Genomic DNA, 16685 nt, shown 5'->3' on the forward strand with positions numbered 1-16685 from the left:
TCGTGCATTGCTGTCTACTGCCAGACTTGGTAAAGAGGTTAGGTGACGAAACGATTATGCTATGACGGGAAAACAATTATACTGGGCTATACTCGAATACGTACGCTTGATTCATCAGCTTGGAGAGTTCAATTATGAGGAAGTCCCTCAGCGCCGTGCTAAGGGGAAAGTTTGGCGAAAATTACTAAGGTTCGAACGACAAACCAAACTTTTGTGTGCTCTCTTGAGCATCTTGTTAGTATGGCAACCCACAGAGTTTTATTACAATTACATTTGCCACTCTATATTTGCCTTGAACCCAATACCCCTTTGTACCAACCTTTAAACGATTGCGATGAAATTCTCGCATTTCATCAGACAAAATCCACATATTTGCTGTACCTTTGAGTGGTGCACTTCCCGGGGTTGTATCTTCTATAACTTGCCCGTTTTCATCGAGTAACTCTGGCCAAATCATGTAAATTCCATCTACTTCTGGATCATCACCATGATATAAGAAATCTGTTCTCATATCTTGATGAGGTTTAGCATTTTTTATATCGTCACAAAGATCAATTTCATATCTGACAATAAAATCGGGTTGTCTATTTTGAATATCTTCGTACGGTGAATGCATACTATTCCTTACTCATGCTAACGCTTTAGCATTAATGCGTACGCAGTACACATAACCGCTTGTTGAACTGGGCCGTTACCTACAGGCCGTATTACGCTATAGGAATTTGCTTTTGAGGAGTAACTTTTGTTTTCAACCATTTGTGACTTAAACCGTTACAACGTGACTCATTCCCTGCCCGAACAACGTTATTTATACGTATTATTAAACCACTTTTTTCCTATTTGGCAAGGTGTTATGATTTCGACATAGCATGACTTACTCCCCCTTGCATCTTGCATCTTGCATTGGCAAAGTCGTCTCACCGCTATATTCATTTGTCAAGAAACACTTATACGGCCAGATTAGTAGTGGCTATAACGAAACACAACTGAGTGGTGCTAAGGTAGACCCCCGGCTCGCAAGCGTCCGGGATAACATACGACTCGTCTATATAAGGAAAAATAAGGAAAAAACGCGCGGTGTATAGGTAGAGCGCGACTCACGAGCCGTCTGGGATGAAGGAGCTATTTGTTTGGTTTGCTTTTAACGAGGCACTACGGTGTAGTCAGTTGGCTTGCCCTGCCCTACTCAATAAAACGTTGAGTAGGGCAGTTTCTAACATGCATTAAAACTCAAAGTTAACTTGTACCGGGTAGTGATCTGATAATTCGTTATAGTAGCCATTGTGATAGTAACGGCCGTCGCTTAAACGCCAGTTGCCACGCAGGTAGCTCCAGTACCAGTTTTGTTGTGCTTTTGGATAACGTACTGTCATGCTTGGCGCATTGCTGGGTTGTTTGTGGTCACTATGCCAGAAAACGTAATCCAGTGTGTCGTTATAATCCAGACTGTAGTCAAAGTAATATGCATTGGCCTTGGTGAACCAGTTATGTTTTGCCGGGAATGATCCTACCTCTGGCGTCTGAAAGTTTAATTGCGCACGCGCTGTTGCAAGCATATCCGCTACTTCCAGCTGCTTACTCCACTCCACGTTCATATCACCACCAATGATAACAGGCTCGCTGGCAGGAATATTTTCTGCCTCAATAAATGACTGAATTTCATTTAGCTGGCCCATACGTACGCGGTGCTCTTGTGCCGTATCGCCGTCATGTGTGGCTTGTAAATGCGTGCCTATCAGGTGATAGCGTTGGTTGCCTTTTTCTATTTCTACGTAGGCAAATCCTTTATTTGCCAGATAATCCCAGCTACCACTCAGACTGCTGTGAAATACGTGTGCTTTTTGCTTGAGGATTGGATACTTAGACAAGATCACCACACCACCACGGATCACAAACGGGCTGTTTGAACAATTACCCGTTAAACCATCCCAGCCGCTGCCGCTACAATCCAGTCCGACGTTAGGTGTCTGGTAGGGGTAAATCGCAGACAATGCAGCAAGCGCCTGCTCTGCATCACTGTTAAAGGCCTCGCTTATCAGGATCACATCCGGGCTGTCACTCAACGAGGTCAGCACACTGGGCAAACGCTCTGCCCGGTTTTGCTGGTCCCAGTCTTGTACATTGAGTTGCATAATGTTGTAGGCCATGACTTTGAGTGAATCGGCCATACTGTGTGTACTCAACAGCATCAGTGCACAAAGCACCAGGTGCTTAACTTTCATCTTATTCTCCGGTAGTTCGTTGTTATTTTTGTCTTTATTAAGGCATTACCCAGACAGGTCCACAGCATAAGTAACCCGGATGAGTAAAAAATTTCGCTGCACACCTTAGTGACAAAAAGTGACGCTTCCATTGCACTAACCCGCTATTCTGATGAAGGTTTTTGAGATATACATTGCTGATTTAAGACTTACCAATGACACCTGTACTCGTTCACACGCTGTAATTGGCACTGTGAATATTCGGCATTCGTCAAAAGGTATTTTTTGATGTGGAGTATTTAAAAGCAAGTGAGGTCAACTGCAAGCCTGACAACCCTATAAACGAGAACAAAAGTAAGCACACACTTACAAATTAAAAGTGTTCTCTGCCTGCAAACGCTTCAAAAACCAATCGCACTTAACAGCTCGCTCTTGTATCAATCAACAACCAAAGTTCAACCAGACTTAACATAAACACTTACGTTGATCCCCACCATAAAAACGATTAGTATAATTATTCTCATTTGTATTTAAGGAAAATATAACCATGAAAATACTCTCTGTACTGCTGCTGTTGCTGTTCTCATTGCCGGCCCTGGCTAAAAAGCCAATCCGGGTTGTCGATATCGGTGTAATGGGACTCGCCTCTCATGATCTGTTTCAATGGAATGCACAAGCGCGTGAAAATGAAGAAAACGGTCGCTTTGACCTGAGTACTATTTTTGACTATGCCGATGGCACCCGAATTCATCAGGGCGGTAACCCTAAAAACTCATCGAATGCTGCGGTGTATTCCATCACCCAGAATCTGGTCAGCTTCTATGCAGGTAAAAAAGCCGCATTGTTGATGTCCAGAACGGTTACTGAAGAACAGGCACACATCATCGCCCGCCAGCAAACGGTTGCCTTCTTTATGGGTATGGTCAAAGAGTCATATGAGCGCTTTACCAATGCCAGGTTCCCTGACTATGCGCTGGCACAAGCCGTTACCGACGAAGAGCAAGCTGTGATGCGTGCACTACACGATGTCTTACCCGGCAAAATTTACGTAAACCGCAACCTGACGCGCGAAGTGTTTGAAGTCACTGACTTCAGACTAGCCATGACTCAGCTGTCGCCAACAGAAATGATGAAAACAGTGAAGTTTTACGATGGTAAATATGATGAAGAATACCTGCACGTCGTCGTTCCAGGCTTCCCGGATCCAACCATCATCAACCTGCAAGCCATTGATCAAAGCTTTATTGCAGAGCAAACAAATTACAATCTCGACGACATGCTCGCCGAGCTACAATTCTATGGCCAGTTCCCCTTCTTCGGCAACCTGGTCCACTTCACCAGCTTTGGCTACCACCTGGAAAACCTGTTTGCCAAAGGCATTTGCAACAAATATGTCGACGGCAGCCCAAATACCTGGAATACCGTTGCGGTAGAGTGTTATTAACCGACACGCCTGTCATGGTTAGCAACTAGCTAACCAATTAACCTATGATAAGGCGCACTTCTGATGCATGAGAATTGCGCCTTAATTACTCCCTTGAAAATAAGTCTATCTGTCAATGCATACCCTGCTGTCATTTTTTCTAGCTAAACTCGCACCGTGAATTAGCGTTAATTTAAAGCAAAATCAGTAATACCAATTTGTTTAATTAAGTGTTCTATTTTGAGGCGAGAAAATAGGGTCGATAACAAGGCAAAAATTTTGCTATTTAGTTGTTCTAAATGAGAAATTTTTAACGCCGTTAGCGTCATATTTGCTCCTTCAAATAGCACAGGTATTAAGTGAAATTGGTATAATTCATTGGTCCGAACATTGTGGGTAAGCGTCCTAATCAGGAGTAGCCAATCAGATATGAGTCAGCTAATAGCGATGTTTTGGAGAGTACTGATTTATCTGAAAAATACAACTGACAGAGATTCAGAAAAGTTCTGTGTGCATTCAAAAGATAACGTTTTGGAGTAAAATTGAGAGATTTTAAGACTGAGAAACAAACCTGAGAGTTTGGGTGGCAGTCTTACCAGCCACATCCCGGCACACGAGTCATTCGCTGTGGCTGCTTCCTTCCGGACCTGACCAGGTTCACGAACTATCGTTGCGAGAGGACCAATAAGACTACCATTGAGGGCCTTGTTTGGCGCGGAAAGGATTATCGCGAGTTTCGCGTCTGGTTGCAAGGGGAAATGTTAAAAAGCCCGGCTAACTGCATAGTGAGTATACAATTAGACGAGCTTTGTTGGTTTGGTTGGGTTTTTTCTTGGGTTTTTAGCTTATTTGGCCAGCTCGGCTTTTAGGTCTTGCAGGCGTTTTTTCATTTTTTTCATGTTTTCCGGGCCCATGCGCAGGAATAGCTTTTGTGCATCAGACAGTTGCTCCCATTCTGCATAGGCATATTTGTAGGTAACTGACTCTTGTAGCAGCGGCAGGCTGGTTTCCGGAATTGGGGTTTCCAGCAGCTCGCCTATGGCTTCTTGCAAAGTCAGGTCGAACTCGCCCCCGTCGTAGCCAATTTCTTCGTACGCTTCACCGATCAGAGGCCTGAACTTGTTGTAAGTACGCACCAGCTGAGCAGTGCTCATGGCATTGAGCATGTTGACATAAGGTGTATAACGCTCAAAGCTGTTTGGATCTGTGATGATGATGTCGTCTTCAATCACCATAAAGCTATCTGTTGGCTTGCTCACCGGAAAGTGATTTTTTGCCACTTTGCCCTTTGCGAGGTTGTCCACAAATACCACGCTGCGGCGGATCATGTCTTCAGTTACAACCAAGTCCATCGCGGTATCATTGAGATAGTTGGCGATTTGTTCACTCAGCGCTGTGTCGCTGTCATCCAGTGAAGGCAGCGGTGGTGCAACAGGTTGCTCTGGTTCGCGCTGTGGCAGAGGCTCAGGCTCTGGGATTGGATCAGGTTCCACAACTGGTACTGGCTCAACAGGCTCTTCAACCTGAGGCTGTGGTTCAGGGCGTGCGGTGTTAACGACTTCCATTGGTGTTTTCTCTGGCACCACAACATCCTGTTTAAACTTTGTGTTTTCCTGTTGACTGTCCCGGTTTGAAAGCACAAAAATGGCCACTATCACTAGGACCACGACCACGCTTACGGCAAGCAATAAGTGGCTATTAGAAGGCTTGCTGTTCCTTGATTCTGCTGAGTTGTGCTCTGACATGGAAACTCCATTAATTTTGCTAAACGAATTTGTTGCACTTAGGGTGCTTAAAGTACCAGGCATAGCGGCCTGCCACTCACCAGACAACAAAAATAATCTATAATATACAAAAGATTATAGCTTATTGATGGCCGTTTTGACGACCTTTGCACCTGCAACCTGTGGCTTTTTTGGTATCTTTAAACGCGTCTACTCACCTATGCTTCCTGTATTGGTGAGTATTCAATACTAATCCAGATGAGCAGGTCACCATGAGGTGGATAAAATCAACCGCTCGCGGTATCGGGCCACCCATTTGCACTACACCAGGCCCGTGTCATTTTTGCCTCGGTATCGCTCAGCACCGCTTGCCATCAGGCTCGCTACTCAATTGAGTGGATCAGTATAGTAAAAGATATCGCATCCCTGATAAGGTGCAATACCAATTACAAGTTAGTGAGCATATGGGCTCAATATGAATCGTCAATGAATTTGCTTTGGTTAAGCGATGTATTACTGTTTTACTAAGTTAAACATACCGTTATAGTAATAGTGTCGGCCCACTGATGGCTGATATTGCAATCTCAATTCAGCCTAATAAATTTGAGTGGTTAAGGAAGCATATGAGTCAACATCACACTTCGCGTTCACGACCTCAGGCAGCCCTGCTGTTAACCGGTGGCGGCGCGCGTGCGGCCTATCAGATTGGTGTACTTAAGGCACTGGCACATAGCCTGCCCAGAACCGCACCGCTACCATTTCGTATTATTAATGGTACATCTGCTGGGGCTATCAACTCCGCGGGTCTCGCCTGCTATGCCTCGAATATGCATCTGGCCATTCGAAAAGTAGAGTCTATCTGGAAAAACTTTCATACCGATATGGTTTATGAGAGCGGGTTTATCGGTGCCTTTGGCCATATCCTGGGTAATATGATGCGAAGCTTTCAGGCGGAGTATATTAACCAGCCACCCGCGAGTTTGCTCGACAACACCCCCCTTCGCCATTTATTGCGCGATGTGCTGGATCTCTCTCGGATCGACCGCCACATTCAGCGCGGTTTTCTGGATGCCTTGTCTGTTACGGTATCCAGTTACTCGACTGGTCGCTCTGTGTCATTTTATCAGGCCAAAGATGCACAGCCCTGGCAGCGCGCCAAACGTATTGGCGTACCCGATCACATCACGCTTGATCATCTGATGGCGTCCAGTGCAATTCCTATGGTGTTTCCCAGCGTGCGAGTAAGACATCATTACTATGGCGACGGTTCCATCCACCAGCTGTCGCCACTTAGTCCGTCGATTCACCTAGGGGCAGAAAAAATCTTTATCATTGGTGTGGAGCAACCCAAAATACCCACACCAATTGGTTACGAACCACATTTTCCGGGCATGTCGGTGGTGGCAGGTCACTTACTTGATAGTGTATTCAGCGACACGCTGCAGTCTGATCTTGAGCGGCTGGAGCGAGTTAATCGCACTGTGGGCCTGTTGCCAGCCAGAGACAAGCACAAGGAGCTCAAACAAATTAATACTCTGGTGGTCAATCCTACCCACAACTTTAATGAGCTGGCACTGCACTATTACGATGAACTGCCAATGGCTATCAAGCTGTTGCTGCGTTCTATCGGGGTGAAACGGCACTCTCCGTCGAGTTTAACCAGCTACCTGCTTTTCGAAAAAGCCTACACCCGGCAGTTAATTGAATATGGCTATCAGGACGGCATGGACAGACTAGACGAGATACGCGCTTTTCTGGAACTGGATTAGCAGCCTAAGGCAGGCCGTCTAGCAGGAACTGCTCTGCTCGCTCTACCCGGCGCGGCTTGCCTTTGAGCAACAATACATCACTGGCGCACAAGGTGGTGTCCTCATCGGGGATGGAAATTTCCTCTCCGTTGCGGCGCAGCGCCTTAACCACCACTTTATGGCGCGCCAAATCCAGCTCTGCGATAGACTTGTCTACGGCATAGGCGTCATCTGGCAATGCGATTGCATGTAAGTATTCAAGCCTGTCTGAGCTGTAGCTTGCACCCTCCGGACCCGCGTATTCTTTCATTTCCTGGCTGTCGCCGGTAAAAAAACCATGCAAATATTCGTAGCGATTTTGTCGCTCAATACTCACCCGTTTGAGGATCCGCCGCATCGGCACACCCGACATATATAAAACATGCGACACCATCATCAGACTGGCTTCCAGCGATTCGGGCACCACTTCTGTCGCTCCCAGCTCCTTAAGGGCCTCAAGGTGGGTGTCATCTTTCATTCTGACGAGAATTTTTACCTCTGGCGCAAAACGTTTCACTGCATCAATAACTGCCTGAGCTTTATCAAAGTCATTCAGTGAGATGATCACCAGGCGGGCCTCACTGACATTGGCAGACTTGAGCACCTCTTGCTGGGTTGGGTCACCAAACACCACAGGCTCACCGGCGGTCAGGGCTTCCTGCACAATCGCCGGGTTGCGCTCTACCGCAATATACGGAATGGCCTCCGGACGCAAGAACCGGGCAATGGTCTGACCGACACGGGCATATCCAAATATCACCACATGATTTTTCACTTTACTGGAGGTAATAAACCCCTGCTCGTGCGGTCCAGGTCGGCCTTCACTGTCAATGCGCAGCAGCTTTACAAGGCGGTCTGTTTCACTGATCAAATATGGCGTAAGTGCCATAGACAACACCCCCAGTGCAATCAGGAAAGACGCAGCTTCTGTGCTGAGCAGCTGATGTTTGCCGGCCAGCGCAACCAGTACAAAGCCAAACTCCCCCATTTGCCAGAGTAAGATGCCCGCTGCAAAAGCATCTTTGCGGCGCTCTCCCATCAACTGCGCGAGCAGGAAAATAATGCTAAGTTTCAGCACTATGAGCAACGTGAGCACCAGAATAATGTAAAAGAATGACTGAATCACATAAGAAACATCTAGCTGAGTGCCCACAGTAACGAAGAACAGCCCCATCAGAATATCGCGAAATGGTCGTATCTCAGCTTCGAGCTGATGCCGGTACTGACTCTCACCAAGCATCATCCCGGCCAAAAAAGCCCCCAGCGCCATAGACAGACCAAACGCATAGGTCAGCGCCCCGGCACACAGCGCCACCACCAATGTAGTCAGTACGAATAACTCGTCGGTGCGCGCCATTGCAACTTCATTGAATACTTTAGGCAATACCCATTTCCCGATGGCCCAGAGCAACATGCAGACGAACGCCCCTTTGGCGAGCGCGAGGATCAAAGCGCCCACCAGCACTTGATTGTCTGACTGGCTTAGTAAAGGAATGGTGATAAGCAGAGGAACAACGGCGATATCCTGGAAAAGTAATACGCCTACGGCAAGCTGGCCACGGCGAATGTTTAATATTCCCCGCTCTTTAAGCTCTTTGACCACAACGGCAGTAGAAGACAGAGCAATCAGGCTGGCAATGATCAGCGCCTCTATCCAGTTAAAACCGAGATACTTTAAGATCACCGCCAGCACCACGGTGGTTACCAGAACCTGCAAACTTCCCAGACCAAATACCACACTGCGCATTGCCATAAGTTTAGGAATTGAAAATTCCAAACCAAGACTAAATAGCAAAAACACTATTCCAAGCTCAGCTATTAATTGGATCTCATGGCTGTTATCTATCCAGCCGAATCCATAACTGCCTGCCAGTAAGCCGGTCAGCAAATACGCCAGGATCGGCGGCAGCCCAACACGCTTGAACGACCACACCAGCGCAACGGCACAGAGTAATAACGCTATCAACCCGGCAAACTGACCCTCCAGGGCGGCAACTAATGTACTGGTGACATCCTCACCTAAAAACCCGGCAAAATTTTGCTGCAAACCGCCTCCCAAGCGTCAATAAAATAGTGTTGAGCAATTTTTATTCACTACTAAATATAGCAAGCAGCTGTTTTTCAGCCAGTTTAAATTTTTGGCATGAAACTCGCTTAGAACATAGCGAATGTTGTACTTTAGGGGAATATTAGATGGAAAATGTCCATATTTTGACTCAACGGGCGCCGACGCGCGGGGATTTTTTGCCGTTTAACGCGCAAATGCAAATGTCGCATATCCCCGAAAACCCGATGAGCCTGACTGAAAAATTGCAAACAACTCTGGATGTAAATGGACTACTCGACATCTTTGCCGGTTATATTAAGCGCATCATAAATCTGGCCGGACTCCAGTTTCACTCTAGTGAAGGCGTGTTTCAGATGCAGCAGAGCAACAACCAGCTCAGCCCTTATACCTTTGATCTGGAGTTAAACAACCAGCATCTGGGTCAGATTGTGTATTTTAGTAAATATCGCCTGAGTGAGGCACTGCAAGCCAGACTGGTTCAGCTCCACACTTGCTTGCTGTATCCACTGAGAAATGCATTAATGTATCAACGCGTGTTGAAGCTGGCAACCAAGGACTCGCTGACCGGATTATCAAACCGTAGCCAGTTCAATGAGTTTTTAGCGAAGAAGCTTGAACGCAGTCGTCGTCACCACTGCAATTTTAGCCTGATGCTGCTGGACTTGGATAACTTCAAGCAAGTGAACGACCTCTACGGCCATAAAATGGGTGACAATGTATTGATTGAGTTTGCGCGCATTCTGGAATCATCAGTGCGGGCCACAGACACCGTGTTTCGTTTTGGCGGCGATGAGTTTGCGATCCTCATTGACGATCCGGCCTTTACTACCAATAAAGTGATTGCAGAGCGTATTATGGCATCGGTCAGATGCTGCACTGTCATGAAGAATCATGATGTCACAACCAGTATTGGCTTTACACTAGCCACCAGTCAGGATTGTCCGAATGAGATTTTCTCGCGGGCGGATAAAGGGCTGTATCGCGCTAAGGATGCTGGCCGAAACTGCGCCCGTACAATTTAACCTGCAACAGCTCGACCATATTGCGTCCCCTAACGCGATATGGTCTTTATACCAATTTCACTTAATACCTGTTCAATTTGAAGGAGCAAATATGCCGCTAACGGTGTTAAAAATTTCTCATTTAGAACCTTTACCTAAGGTATGAGTTCGCAAATTTTTGCCTGGTTATCGACGATATTTTCTCGCCTCAAAATAGAACACTTAATTAAGCAAATTGGTATTACTTACGCAGCACTGCCAGTTTGTATAACAACAGCAGTAAGGCAAAGCCGCCAAAGAAACTGTTGATCACCCAAGCCAGTGACAAAAAGTCAGGCAGATCACTGAATATGATGGCCAGCATAGGCGCCCCCAGGCCAAAGATAAAAAAGCTGCCGCCTTTACCGTGCCAGTAAGCCAGCAACAGTGCTGCACTGAGCCCGCCCACGCTCAAGCCGAGCACAACATTGGCAATATTCAGCCCACCATTTACCGCCAGGATTGCAAACAATGCAACGCAGCCAAATACTGCCCAGATAGCTTTGTTCGCCAGCGATTCACCGATCTTTTTTGTTTCTTGCATCTTCTAACTTCCAGTTGAGTCCCTGAGACGACGCATACGCCTCATTGACGAAAAAACCCACCACCTGCACCAGCTCGTCGTTGTAATAAATCAGAGGCACACGGCTGCGCTCCCAGGTGGGGACACCATAATCTTTAAGCCAGTGTTTCAGGGTATTACGGCCACTTCGCCCGAGAGGTTTAATTTTTTCGCTCAGACAATTAAAGCGCACCGATATGTGTTCGTCTGGCGCAGGTAAGCGTACTCCTTTGCCCTGCTGCACCTGTAAAACATGAGTATCATCAAGCACCACTGCCGTCTGACCTATATCATGGCTTTCACGCCATTTTGGTTGTTCAATCACCCAGTAGAGTGCACCTCTGAAGCGTCGAACCTGCCCCTGGGGTAAAGTCACTGCCATTTGTGCGTCTGCTCTGGCGTTAAGTGCCTGTTCGAGGATCTGCTCAAGCTGCTTGTGCGAGGGCATCTGAACGTCCTGCTCCGCCAGCCAGGCTCGCACCAGATTTTGCTGACGTAACAGTGAAAATTCGCCAAGGCGCTCAATACACAAGCTGTTTTCGTTCAAACAATAGGCCAAATCCGCCTGAGTGATTTCATCCAGCAGCGCCTGTTGCCCCTGTAACAGCTCAACGGAGCGCATCACGCTGGGAACAAACCCAGAAAAGCGGGACTTTAACAGGGGTAACACCTGGTTACGCAAAAAATTGCGGTCAAACCGGTCACTGAGGTTTGATTCATCCTCAATATGTGAGATCCCAAATGTTTGCGCAAACGCTTCGATGTCAGCGCGCTGGGAGGTTAGCAAAGGTCTCAGGCACACCCGGCCGGATGGTAGCGCAGTGCGTGCGTGCATCGCCCCCAGCCCTTTGAGGCCTGAACCCCGTTTCAGGCGTAGCAAAAAGGTCTCAACCTGATCATCCGCATGCTGCCCGAGCACTAATGCATGATGCGGATAGGCGTGTTCATCCAGTGCCTGATAACGTGCCGTGCGGGCTTGTGCTTCAAGGCTTTGACGGTTTTGTGCCACCACTGTGACCGAGGCCGGAGTAAAGTCAACGGTCAGTGCATCGCACTGTGCCTGGCAAAATGCCCGCCACTGCGCAGAATTAGGCGACAAACCATGATCCACGTAAATCGCCTGTAAAGCCAGATGAGTATGAGCTTGTACATAGTGACGACACAAATGCAGCAGCACGACAGAGTCTACCCCACCGGAGAGCGCCACTGTGAGGCCATGCATTACCGCCTGCGTTGTAGCGTGCATACCCTCATCGACCAGTAATTTATCCAGGCTGGCAGCAAAACGTTTATAAAGCGGGGTCTGAATCATAATTAGGGACGTTGTCGGTACTTAGGTCGTATTATCCCGATTTCTCAGGTACAAAAAAAGCCGCGATGCGGCTTTTTTCAATCTTGTGGTGTCAATGTGGCTTAGCAATAACCAAATGACATCAGACGCTGGTAACGTTGCTCCAGCATTTCTTCTGTGCTCAGTGCTTCCAGTTCACCCAGATCGCGCTTAAGCTGTGCTTTCAGGTTTTTCGCCATCGCATCATAGTTACGATGTGCGCCACCCATTGGCTCATCAATGATAGTATTAATAAGATCCAACTCTTTGACACGTGCTGCTGATACACCCATGGCCTCTGCGGCCAGTGGTGCCTTTTCAGCACTCTTCCACAGGATAGAGGCACAGCCTTCAGGTGAGATTACAGAGTATGTGCTGTACTGCAGCATGTTAACGCGGTCGCCCACACCAATCGCCAGTGCGCCACCAGAACCACCTTCGCCAATAACAGTACAAATTGTAGGTACTTTCAGAGCCGCCATGACTTTCAGGTTACGTGCGATTGCTTCACTCTGACCACGTTCTTCTGCGCCAACACCCGGATACGCACCCGGTGTGTCGATGAAGGTGATGATTGGCATCTTGAAACGCTCGGCCATCTCCATCAGGCGCAAGGCTTTACGATAGCCTTCAGGCTTTGGCATACCAAAGTTGCGCTTGATTTTTTCCGCTGTGTCACGGCCTTTTTGCTGACCGATAACCATGACTGGTTTATCGTCTAATCGTGCAACACCACCCAGAATAGCCGGATCGTTTGCAAACGTACGGTCACCCGCAAATTCGTCAAACTCAGTGAAAATACGCTCGATATAATCGCGTGTATAAGGACGAAGCGGATGACGCGCAAGCTGAGATACCTGCCAGGCACCCAGGTTGTCGAAGATCTTTTTCGTCTGTTCTACGCTTTTTTCCTTGAGGCGGCTGATCTCTTCTTCAAGGCTAAGATCAAGACTGCCAGAGCGGCTTACGTTTTGTAATTCATTGATTTTTGCTTCTAACTCTGCGATTGGAAGCTCAAATTCAAGATAATTGAGGCTCATGCTCTAAACTACCTGTTTAATTAAATTCTAGTTCTATTTCCTGCGCCGCCATCTTGGATAACCGTCTGAGGAGATCATCACTGGGCGTCACACACCATTGCATACCTAATGTCACTTCCGCTATCGCGTCCGGGCGCTGATATTGGATTTTTACCGGACACGTACCGAATTTATACGGTTCCAGTACTTTTTTCAGATTATCGATGAAATTCGCGTCAATTTGCACCATATTCAATGTCATTTTTATCGCACTGATCCGCTTTTCACGGGCCTGAGCTATGGTGCAGACTTCTCTGGCGGTCATTGTAATGCCGCCGGAGAAGTTATCAAAGCTGACCTGTCCGGATATTACCAAGATTTGGTTCATTTGCAGCATATCTTGGTACATTTCAAACTGTTCAGGGAATAAGCGTACATCAATTCGTGCGCTCTTGTCATCTAAAGTTATCAGACCCCAGCGTTTGCCCTTTTTATTGATCAGCACCCTCGCATTGATAACCAAACCAGCAGCCGTCGATTGCACATCGCGATTCGTCGGCTGTAATTCTACTAGACGACCCGAGGTGTAATTTTTTAACTCTTTTCTGTACTGATTTATGGGGTGACCGGTCAGATACAAGCCTAACGTGTCTTTTTCGCCCTGCAACCACTCGTCATCCGATAGTGGAAGGGCTTTAACAAATGCCTGCTCAACGTCGTCTGGCTCCACAGCCAGCAAGCCAAACAAATCGCTTTGTCCCAATGACTCTGCCTTGTGGTGCTGCTCGGCAGACTTCATGGCGTCTTTCAGGCTGGCCAATAAGGTAGCACGCCCTGGCTGGGTTTTCTCGGGGCCCAGCAGGTCTAGTGCACCCGCGTAGATCAGTTTTTCAATCACCCGGCGGTTGAGGCGTTTCAGGTCAACCCGGGCACAAAAATCGAATAAATCCTTGAACGGGCCGCCCTGCTCACGAGCCTCAAGGATAGCTTCAACCGGGCCTTCACCCACGCCTTTGATGGCACCGATACCATAGACGATTTCGCCCTGGCGGTTTACCGCAAACTTGTACACGCCAGCGTTAACATCCGGTGGCAGCAGCGTCAACTTCATGTTTTCGCATTCATCTACCAGGGTAACGATTTTATCGGTGTTATCCATATCCGCCGACATTACTGCTGCCATAAACTCGGCCGGATAATGGGTTTTCATCCACAGTGTCTGGTATGACACCAGTGCATAAGCTGCGGAGTGAGATTTGTTAAAGCCGTAACCTGCGAACTTCTCTACAAGATCGAAGATCTTCATAGCAAGTTCGCCGTCAACGCCGTTGTCTTTAGCACCGTCTTCGAAGGTGCTGCGCTGTTTGGCCATTTCCTCGGGCTTTTTCTTACCCATAGCTCGACGCAGCAAGTCTGCGCCACCCAGGCTGTATCCCGCCAGAACCTGGGCTATCTGCATTACCTGCTCCTGATACAGGATGATCCCGTAAGTGGGCTCCAGGATCGGTTGCAGACTCTCATGCTGGTATTGTGCATCCGGGTACGAGATCTCTTCGCGACCATGCTTACGGTCGATAAAGTTATCTACCATGCCCGATTGCAGCGGCCCCGGACGGAACAGAGCTACCAGTGCGATCATGTCTTCGAAGCAGTCCGGCTTAAGACGACGGATCAAGTCTTTCATCCCGCGCGATTCCAGCTGGAACACGGCGGTGGTTTCGGCTCTGAGCAGCACTTCGAAACTGGCCGGGTCGTCTAACGGAATGGCGGCAATATCCACCGGCTCAATACCCTCTCGCGCCAGCCGCTCGTTGGTCATGTCCAACGCCCACTGCAAGATGGTTAAGGTACGCAGACCGAGGAAGTCAAACTTTACCAAACCCGCAGTTTCTACGTCGTTTTTATCAAACTGGGTAACCGGGAACTTACCTTCTTCGTCACAATACAGCGCGGCAAAGTCGGTAATACTGGTGGGCGAGATTACCACGCCCCCGGCGTGCTTACCGGCGTTACGCGTACACCCTTCAAGAATACGACACTTGTCGATCAGCTCACGCACTTCTTCGTCACCGTCGTACACTTCTGGCAAGCGCGGCTCCACCTCGAATGCTTTGGCCAGTGTCATACCCGGGTCGCCTGGGACAAGCTTAGAAATACGGTCTACGAAACCATAAGGGTGACCAAGCACCCGGCCGACGTCTCGAATTACCGCTTTAGCCGCCATGGTACCAAAGGTAATGATCTGGGAAACCGCCTGACGGCCGTACAGCTTAGATACGTGGTCGATTACTTCATCCCGGCGATCCATACAGAAGTCGACGTCGAAGTCGGGCATCGAGACCCTTTCTGGGTTAAGGAAACGTTCGAATAGCAGATCGAATTCCAGTGGGTCCAGATCGGTAATTTTTAATGCATAGGCCACCAGTGAGCCGGCACCGGAGCCCCGACCCGGCCCTACCGGAATATCGTTATCCTTACTCCACTGAATGAACTCCATTACGATCAGGAAGTAGCCCGGGAACCCCATCTGGTTGATTACATCGAGCTCAATTTGCAGACGTTCATCATAAGGACCACGTTTCTCTGCACGCTCGGCATCGTCCGGGAATAAGAACTGTAAACGCTCTTCCAGACCATCACGGGAGACCTTCACCAAGAAGTCTTCGATTTTTAAATCGCCGGTCGGATAATCTGGCAGGAAGTAAGTGCCCAGCTGAACGGTGACGTTACAGCGCTTGGCAATCTCTACCGTGTTTTGCAACGCTTCCGGAATATCACTGAATAACTCCTGCATTTGTTCAGGGGTTTTAAGATACTGCTCTTTGGAGAAACGTCTGGGGCGGTTCTTATCTTCCAGTGTGTAGCCGTCGTGGATGGCCACACGAATTTCGTGGGGTTCGAAGTCGTGTTCATGGAGAAATACCACTTCGTTTGTTGCAACGACCGGCAACCCTCTTTCTGTTGCCAGCGCGATGGCAGCGTGCAGGTACTCTTCTTCCTGCTCACGACCCGTGCGATGCAGCTCCAGAAAATAATGATCTCTAAAATGAGTTTCGTAAAACTCTACGGTCTCGGCGACAACCTGCGGGTTGCCCTTGAGTAGTGCTTTACCGACATCACCATCTTTGGCACCGGAAAGTAAGATCAGGCCTTCTTTATATTTGGCAAGCCACGCTTTGTCTATCACGGGCCGGTGAAACACGTGGCCACGTAAATAGGCCTCGGAAATCAACAGCGTGAGATTTTTGTAGCCTTCGTTGTTTTTTGCCAGTATCACAATACGGCTGGGCTCATCCGGGAATTGATCGCTCTTGAGCCAAAAGTCGGCACCAACCAGCGGTTTAATACCCGCGCCGTGCGCTGCGCCATAAAACCGCACCAGGCCACACAGGTTCATCTGATCCGTTATCGCAAATGCGGGCATGCCCAGCTCAGCGGCACGCGCCACTATGGGCTTAGTCTTAGCCAGCCCGTCGACCATAGAGAAGTCGCTGTGTACTCTTAAATGAACAAACTCAGGTACTGCCATAA

Annotated in this window: 12 protein-coding genes and 1 other RNA gene; 3 read left to right on the plus strand and 10 right to left on the minus strand. The window is 48.2% G+C overall.

What is annotated here, in order from left to right; all coding sequences use genetic code 11:
- Nucleotides 1-235 precede the first annotated feature (235 nt).
- Both ELR70_RS18310 and ELR70_RS18315 read right to left on the minus strand, forming a co-directional pair.
- Nucleotides 236-616 (minus strand): hypothetical protein, encoded by a 381-nt coding sequence (locus ELR70_RS18310; protein WP_054015686.1) that lies wholly within the window; start codon nucleotides 614-616, stop codon nucleotides 236-238.
- A 607-nt stretch (nucleotides 617-1223) separates the two neighbouring features.
- On the minus strand, nucleotides 1224-2222 hold the full coding sequence (locus ELR70_RS18315) for a sphingomyelin phosphodiesterase (RefSeq protein WP_054015685.1): 999 nt from the start codon (nucleotides 2220-2222) through the stop codon (nucleotides 1224-1226).
- Between the two features lie 526 nt (nucleotides 2223-2748).
- On the opposite strand from ELR70_RS18315, the gene ELR70_RS18320 reads away from it, so the two are divergent.
- On the plus strand, nucleotides 2749-3645 hold the full coding sequence (locus ELR70_RS18320) for a hypothetical protein (protein WP_054015684.1): 897 nt from the start codon (nucleotides 2749-2751) through the stop codon (nucleotides 3643-3645).
- 167 nt (nucleotides 3646-3812) lie between these two features.
- On the opposite strand, the gene ELR70_RS25505 is transcribed toward ELR70_RS18320, so the two are convergent.
- From ELR70_RS25505 to ELR70_RS18335, 3 genes are all read right to left on the minus strand, one after another.
- A complete protein-coding gene (locus tag ELR70_RS25505; RefSeq protein WP_235577102.1) occupies nucleotides 3813-3953 on the minus strand; it encodes a hypothetical protein in 141 nt (46 codons plus the stop codon).
- A gap of 261 nt (nucleotides 3954-4214) precedes the next feature.
- Nucleotides 4215-4311, minus strand: an RNA gene (gene ffs, locus ELR70_RS18330) — signal recognition particle sRNA small type.
- A 158-nt stretch (nucleotides 4312-4469) separates the two neighbouring features.
- On the minus strand, nucleotides 4470-5369 hold the full coding sequence (locus ELR70_RS18335; RefSeq protein ID WP_054015683.1) for a DUF3014 domain-containing protein: 900 nt from the start codon (nucleotides 5367-5369) through the stop codon (nucleotides 4470-4472).
- Between the two features lie 602 nt (nucleotides 5370-5971).
- Here ELR70_RS18335 and ELR70_RS18340 point away from each other — a divergent pair.
- A complete protein-coding gene (locus tag ELR70_RS18340; protein ID WP_054015682.1) occupies nucleotides 5972-7117 on the plus strand; it encodes a patatin-like phospholipase family protein in 1146 nt (381 codons plus the stop codon).
- Nucleotides 7118-7121: 4 nt separating this feature from the next.
- Here ELR70_RS18340 and ELR70_RS18345 read toward each other — a convergent pair whose 3' ends face one another.
- Nucleotides 7122-9122, minus strand: coding sequence for a monovalent cation:proton antiporter family protein (locus tag ELR70_RS18345; RefSeq protein ID WP_054015841.1), 2001 nt, complete (start codon nucleotides 9120-9122; stop codon nucleotides 7122-7124).
- 206 nt (nucleotides 9123-9328) lie between these two features.
- Here ELR70_RS18345 and ELR70_RS18350 point away from each other — a divergent pair, with 206 nt between their 5' ends.
- Entirely contained in the window at nucleotides 9329-10225 is an 897-nt protein-coding gene (locus tag ELR70_RS18350; RefSeq protein ID WP_054015681.1) for a GGDEF domain-containing protein, read from the plus strand.
- Nucleotides 10226-10445: 220 nt separating this feature from the next.
- Here the strand turns inward: ELR70_RS18350 and ELR70_RS18355 are convergent, their stop codons facing one another.
- The 4 genes from ELR70_RS18355 to dnaE form a co-directional block, all read right to left on the minus strand.
- Nucleotides 10446-10787 (minus strand): hypothetical protein, encoded by a 342-nt coding sequence (locus tag ELR70_RS18355; RefSeq protein ID WP_054015680.1) that lies wholly within the window; start codon nucleotides 10785-10787, stop codon nucleotides 10446-10448.
- Nucleotides 10762-12117 carry a tRNA lysidine(34) synthetase TilS gene (gene tilS / locus ELR70_RS18360; RefSeq protein ID WP_054015679.1) on the minus strand — a complete coding sequence of 452 codons (1356 nt, stop codon included), beginning with the start codon at nucleotides 12115-12117 and terminating at the stop codon, nucleotides 10762-10764. The genes ELR70_RS18355 and tilS overlap by 26 nt, the downstream gene beginning before the upstream one ends.
- Nucleotides 12118-12218: 101 nt before the next feature.
- Complete coding sequence (gene accA, locus ELR70_RS18365) at nucleotides 12219-13175, minus strand: acetyl-CoA carboxylase carboxyl transferase subunit alpha (RefSeq protein WP_054015678.1); 957 nt, start codon at nucleotides 13173-13175, stop codon at nucleotides 12219-12221.
- A 16-nt stretch (nucleotides 13176-13191) separates the two neighbouring features.
- A complete protein-coding gene (gene dnaE / locus ELR70_RS18370) occupies nucleotides 13192-16683 on the minus strand; it encodes a DNA polymerase III subunit alpha (RefSeq protein WP_054015677.1) in 3492 nt (1163 codons plus the stop codon).
- Between the last annotated feature and the right edge of the window lie 2 nt (nucleotides 16684-16685).

This window comes from Pseudoalteromonas sp. R3, assembly GCF_004014715.1.
Lineage (GTDB): Bacteria > Pseudomonadota > Gammaproteobacteria > Enterobacterales > Alteromonadaceae > Pseudoalteromonas.